The following is a 4,645-nucleotide window of genomic DNA, read 5'->3' on the forward strand; positions in this document are numbered from 1 at the left end:
CGACCACCGAGATCTACACTCTTTCCCTACACGACGCTCTTCCGATCTCATGGTGGCACCGCAATCGAAGACCCGCCGGGCGTTCGTGATGGCGGCGCGATGAAGCTGTATCTCGCTTATCTGCGCGATCCGGCAGGCAACAAGGTCTGCGCCATGTACCGCATGCCCTGAGTTGGACGCGGAATCCAAACTCTATGAAGACTTGAAGCTCCTCGGCATTGCTTATGCAGTCGAGGAGCATCAGGCGGTTTTTACCGTCGATGAAAGCCGCGATGTGAATGCCAATATTCCCGGCGCACATACCAAAAACCTGTTCCTGAAAGACAATGGTGGCCAGTTCTGGCTGGTCACGGTGCCGGGCGAAATTCGGGTCGACCTGAAGGCGTTACCGGACACCATCGGATCAAAACGGCTAAGCTTTGGCAAAGCGGAGGATCTGCTGCGCCTGCTGGGGCTTACGCCCGGGTCGGTGACGCCTTTGAGCGCGATGAACGACGCCGACGGCGAAGTGCGGGTCGTGCTGGATTGCGATCTCGCCGAAGCAGCGACCGTCTGGGTGCATCCGCTGCGCAACACCGCTTCACTAGGCCTTTCCGGAAGCGACCTTGTGAAGGTACTGGATAGCTGGCACCACAATCCTCAGATTGCATACATTCCCCGCCTCGACGAAACCGCACCGGCATGAAGCGGCTTGCCATCATCTGGCACAGCATGACCGGCGGATCACAAGCGCTGGCCGAAGCCGCCGCAATGGGCGCGCGGGCTGCGGAGGGACTGGAAGTCGTGCTGCTTCATGCCGAAGCAGCGAGCCCGCAAACGCTGCTTGACGTCGATGGCTATATCTTTGTCTTCCCCGAAAATCTCGCCGCCATCAGCGGGGTGATGAAGGCCTTTTTCGACCGCAGCTATTATCCCTGCCTCGGGCAGATCGAAGGGCGGCCTTATGCACTGCTGGTCTGCGCAGGGTCGGATGGCCGCAATGCCGTTCGCCAGGCTGAACGCATTGCCACAGGCTGGCGGTTGAAACGCATCGCCGACAGCCTGATTGTGTGCACGCATGCGCAGACGCCGGAAGCCATTTTGGCACCCAAGACAATCGACGAACCGGAATTGGCCAAGGCGCGCGAATATGGCGCGGCGATGGCCGAGGGATTGGCGCTAGGGGTTTTTTAGCGCGGTTACGCCCGGCGATGCTCGCTCTTCACCCAACGCACAGTGCCCGATGAAGCACGCATCACGACGCTTTCGGTGGTGATCTTGCCATCACGGGTGCGCTTCACGCCTTCGAGAAGCGAACCGCTGGTCACTCCGGTTGCGGCGAAAATGCAATCGCCCTTGGCGAGTTCCTCAAGGTCGTAAATCTTGTCGAGATCTTCGATGCCCCATTTGCGCGCGCGCAGGCGCTCATCATCGTTGCGGAACAGCAGGCGCCCTTTGAACTGGCCGCCAACGCAGCGCAATGCCGCCGCAGCCAACACGCCTTCGGGTGCGCCGCCCGAACCCATGTATAGGTCAATGGTCGTATCGGGATTGGTGGTGGCGATCACGCCAGCAACGTCGCCATCAGGGATCAGCATGATGCCGCAACCTAGAGCGCGCAATTCTGCAATCAACTTCTCATGCCGCGGGCGATCAAGAACGCAGACGATGATTTCGCCTGGCGGCACACCTTTTTCCTTGGCGACTGCCATCACATTTTCGGTCGCGCTCTTGGCGAGATCGATGATGCCTGGAGAATAGCCGGGGCCCACCGCGATCTTGTCCATATAAACGTCGGGCGCGTTGAGCAGATTGCCTTCTTCGGCCACCGCAAGCACCGCCAGGGCGTTGGGACCTGCCTTGGCCGTGATCGTTGTGCCTTCGAGCGGATCGAGAGCAATGTCGATTTTCGGACCCTTGCCGGGTGCCATGCCGACCTTTTCGCCGATATAGAGCATCGGTGCTTCGTCTCGTTCGCCTTCACCGATGACGACCGTGCCGTCCATGTAGAGTGAGTTCAACGCGGCGCGCATGGCTTCCACCGCTGCCGCGTCTGCAGCCTTTTCGTCGCCGCGGCCGATCAGTTCTGCCGCTGCCATCGCAGCGGCCTCTGTAACGCGCACCATTTCGAGGACCAGAACGCGGTCCATTGCGCCGCTAGATTGCGTCGTCATTCTATTCTCCCAAAATATGCATGACCATCGGTTCACCCTGCAGGCTATCAGAGCCATTAAGGGCGGCGAGGGTATCGGTTACGGCCTGCTCACGCGCCTCGTGCGTGACCATGGCGATGAGGGCCGAGCCATCGGCAACCTCGCGCTGGATGAGGCTTTCGATCGAAAGCCCGGCATCGCGCATCGCCGCGGCTATTTCAGCGAGTACACCCGGCCGGTCGGCAACGAGCATTCGCAAATAGGTCTTGTTGATGCGATGCGCGGCGGTGGCGCGCGGCAATTCGTCAAGTTCGGTTGTCGGCACAGAGAATGCCGGGCCGGTTTCCTTGCGTGCAATATCGACAAGGTCTGCCACCACAGCAGAGGCTGTGGGCCGATCACCTGCGCCCGCGCCCTGGAACAGCAAGCGGCCCGAGAAATTGCCTTCCGCAACAACCGCGTTGGTCGCGCCGGTCACATTGGCGAGCGGATGATCGATGGGGACAAGGCACGGCTGGACACGCTGGAACAGCGATGAACCACCATTTTCGCCATCGACTTCGGCAAGGCCGATCAAGCGGATGCGATATCCCAGTGCCTGTGCCTGCGCGATATCGGCGGCGATGATCTTGCGAATGCCGCGAATGTCGACGCCGTCAAAATCAATGCGACTGCCAAAGCTGAGCGATGCAAGGATCGAAAGTTTGTGCGCCGCATCGACACCATCAATGTCAAAGCTGGGGTCTGCCTCTGCAAAACCCTTTGCCTGCGCATCGGCCAGCACCTCACCAAAATCGCGGCCATCGCGTTCCATCGCCGATAGGATGAAATTGCAGGTGCCGTTGAGGATTCCGTACACGCGGTCAATGCGGTTGGCCGCCGCCCCATCGCGCAGCCCCTGAATCACCGGGATTCCGCCCGCGACCGCTGCCTCGAACTTTAGCGGCGCGCCTTTAGAATCGGCAAGTGCGCCCAATTCGGCACCGTGATGCGCAATCATCGCCTTATTAGCCGTAACCAGCGCGCGGCCAGCGCCCAGCGTTTCGCGCGCCAGCGTCAGCGCCGGACCATCGGAACCGCCGACCAATTCGACAACCACGTCGACATCGACGGCCGTGGCGAGTTCGCCCATATCATCCACCCAGCGATAGGGCGTGAGGTCTACACCGCGATCCTTGGAACGATCGCGCGCGGTGATGGCGGTAATTTCGATCGGGCGACCGGCACGGCGCGCAATCAAGGCGCTATTTTCTTCGATAAGCTGGATGACGCCGGTGCCAACCGTTCCCAGCCCGGCCAATCCGATACGAAGCGCGTTTGCCATAAAACCCCGAATTCCCTTTTCGCGGCTGCGCCTAGTGCAAATTCCGCTGTTTGGCCAGCCTTAGCTTGCCCGAAATTGTGTCCAACCCTATAGGCGCGGCATGACCGATCAACCGACTATCCTCATCCTCGCGGGCAAACGCGACGGGAAGCTCGATCCGCTCGCCGAACGCGCAGCCTCCCCCCCCAATGGCCGGGCCCCGATCACGGGCAACCCGCCGCGAGATGGGGGGGGGGGGGCGGCTGGCCCGGCCTTTCCCGAAGCCAAGGTTTTCATCTCGATCCATGATCCCGCCGTTATCGCTGACCTGCCAGCAGTCGCGGCGCTTGTAAAAAGCGGGCGTCTGGTTCTGAGCGAGGCGCAGGCTGGGATCGTCGAAAGCGTCGAACACGCCATCGCACTAGCTGGAGGCGATGCCGCATTCCCGCTACTGATCACCACAGCCGACAATGTGCTTGCGGAAAGCGGCTATCTCCAAAACGTGCATCGCGATGCGCTGGCAAGCGAAGGCGATGCTGTTGTCGTGCTCGCCACACGCGAGTCCATTCGCGCAGCACATCCAGACGGGCAACGCAAATTTTATGAATTCAAGGATGTCGCAATTTCGAACTGCAACGTCTTTTGGCTGCGCAATGCCAAAGCGTTACGGGCGACCGAAGCCTTTCGCGAAGGTGGGCAATTTGCGAAGAACCGCGCCCGCATCGCCAAAGCGTTCGGCATCATCAATCTGATCCGCTTCCGGCTGGGCTGGTGGACGCTCGACAAGGCGTTCAAGGCCATTTCGCGTCGATTCGGCGTTCAGGTAGTGCCGCAAATCACGCCCGATGGAGCATTTGCCATCGATGTCGATAATGAGCGGACTTATGGGGTCGCTGAGCTTTTGTTGAAAGCGCGCAAGGGTTAATCCTTGAACTCCACCCGGGCACGCCAGAGCTGCATCCATTCGGCAGAACCACGGCATTCGTCCATCGCGAAAGCTTCGACAAGGCGGAAAATGTCCCCATCCCAGACATAAGTCCGGGCGGTGCCGCAATCACCCAGGCCGCGCCCTTTGTGAAAGCTGCTGAGTTGTTGTGTCGCGGCATCCCAGCTCGGGTTGGAAAGCAGCTTGATTCCGTCCATACCCTCATCCGCCTGATCCGGATAATCGAAGCGTGCCGGGGCGAAGGTCCATTTCTTGCCGTCGGCT

General features: G+C 60.3%; 6 protein-coding genes. 3 read left to right on the plus strand and 3 right to left on the minus strand.

Annotation, left to right across the window (positions count from 1 at the left end; genetic code table 11):
* Positions 1-172 precede the first annotated feature (172 nt).
* Both Q0239_RS01825 and Q0239_RS01830 read left to right on the plus strand, forming a co-directional pair.
* On the plus strand, positions 173-685 hold the full coding sequence (locus Q0239_RS01825) for a prolyl-tRNA synthetase associated domain-containing protein (protein ID WP_298597425.1): 513 nt from the start codon (positions 173-175) through the stop codon (positions 683-685).
* Complete coding sequence (locus Q0239_RS01830) at positions 682-1,173, plus strand: flavodoxin family protein (RefSeq protein ID WP_298597428.1); 492 nt, start codon at positions 682-684, stop codon at positions 1,171-1,173. Before Q0239_RS01825 ends, Q0239_RS01830 begins: the two co-directional genes overlap by 4 nt.
* A gap of 5 nt (positions 1,174-1,178) precedes the next feature.
* Here Q0239_RS01830 and glpX read toward each other — a convergent pair whose 3' ends face one another.
* On the minus strand, positions 1,179-2,153 hold the full coding sequence (glpX, locus tag Q0239_RS01835) for a class II fructose-bisphosphatase (protein WP_298597431.1): 975 nt from the start codon (positions 2,151-2,153) through the stop codon (positions 1,179-1,181).
* Position 2,154: 1 nt separating this feature from the next.
* Positions 2,155-3,456, minus strand: a complete 1,302-nt coding sequence (locus Q0239_RS01840) for a homoserine dehydrogenase (protein ID WP_298597434.1) — start codon at positions 3,454-3,456, stop codon at positions 2,155-2,157.
* 100 nt (positions 3,457-3,556) lie between these two features.
* Here Q0239_RS01840 and Q0239_RS01845 point away from each other — a divergent pair, with 100 nt between their 5' ends.
* Positions 3,557-4,360, plus strand: a complete 804-nt coding sequence (locus tag Q0239_RS01845; protein ID WP_298597437.1) for a spore coat biosynthesis protein F — start codon at positions 3,557-3,559, stop codon at positions 4,358-4,360.
* Here the strand turns inward: Q0239_RS01845 and Q0239_RS01850 are convergent.
* On the minus strand, positions 4,357-4,645 hold a 289-nt coding region (locus Q0239_RS01850; RefSeq protein WP_298597440.1), incomplete at its 5' end, for a DUF1176 domain-containing protein. The two genes, Q0239_RS01845 and Q0239_RS01850, sit on opposite strands and share 4 nt — an antisense overlap.

This window comes from uncultured Sphingorhabdus sp. (assembly GCF_937872355.1).
Classification (GTDB): domain Bacteria; phylum Pseudomonadota; class Alphaproteobacteria; order Sphingomonadales; family Sphingomonadaceae; genus Sphingorhabdus_B.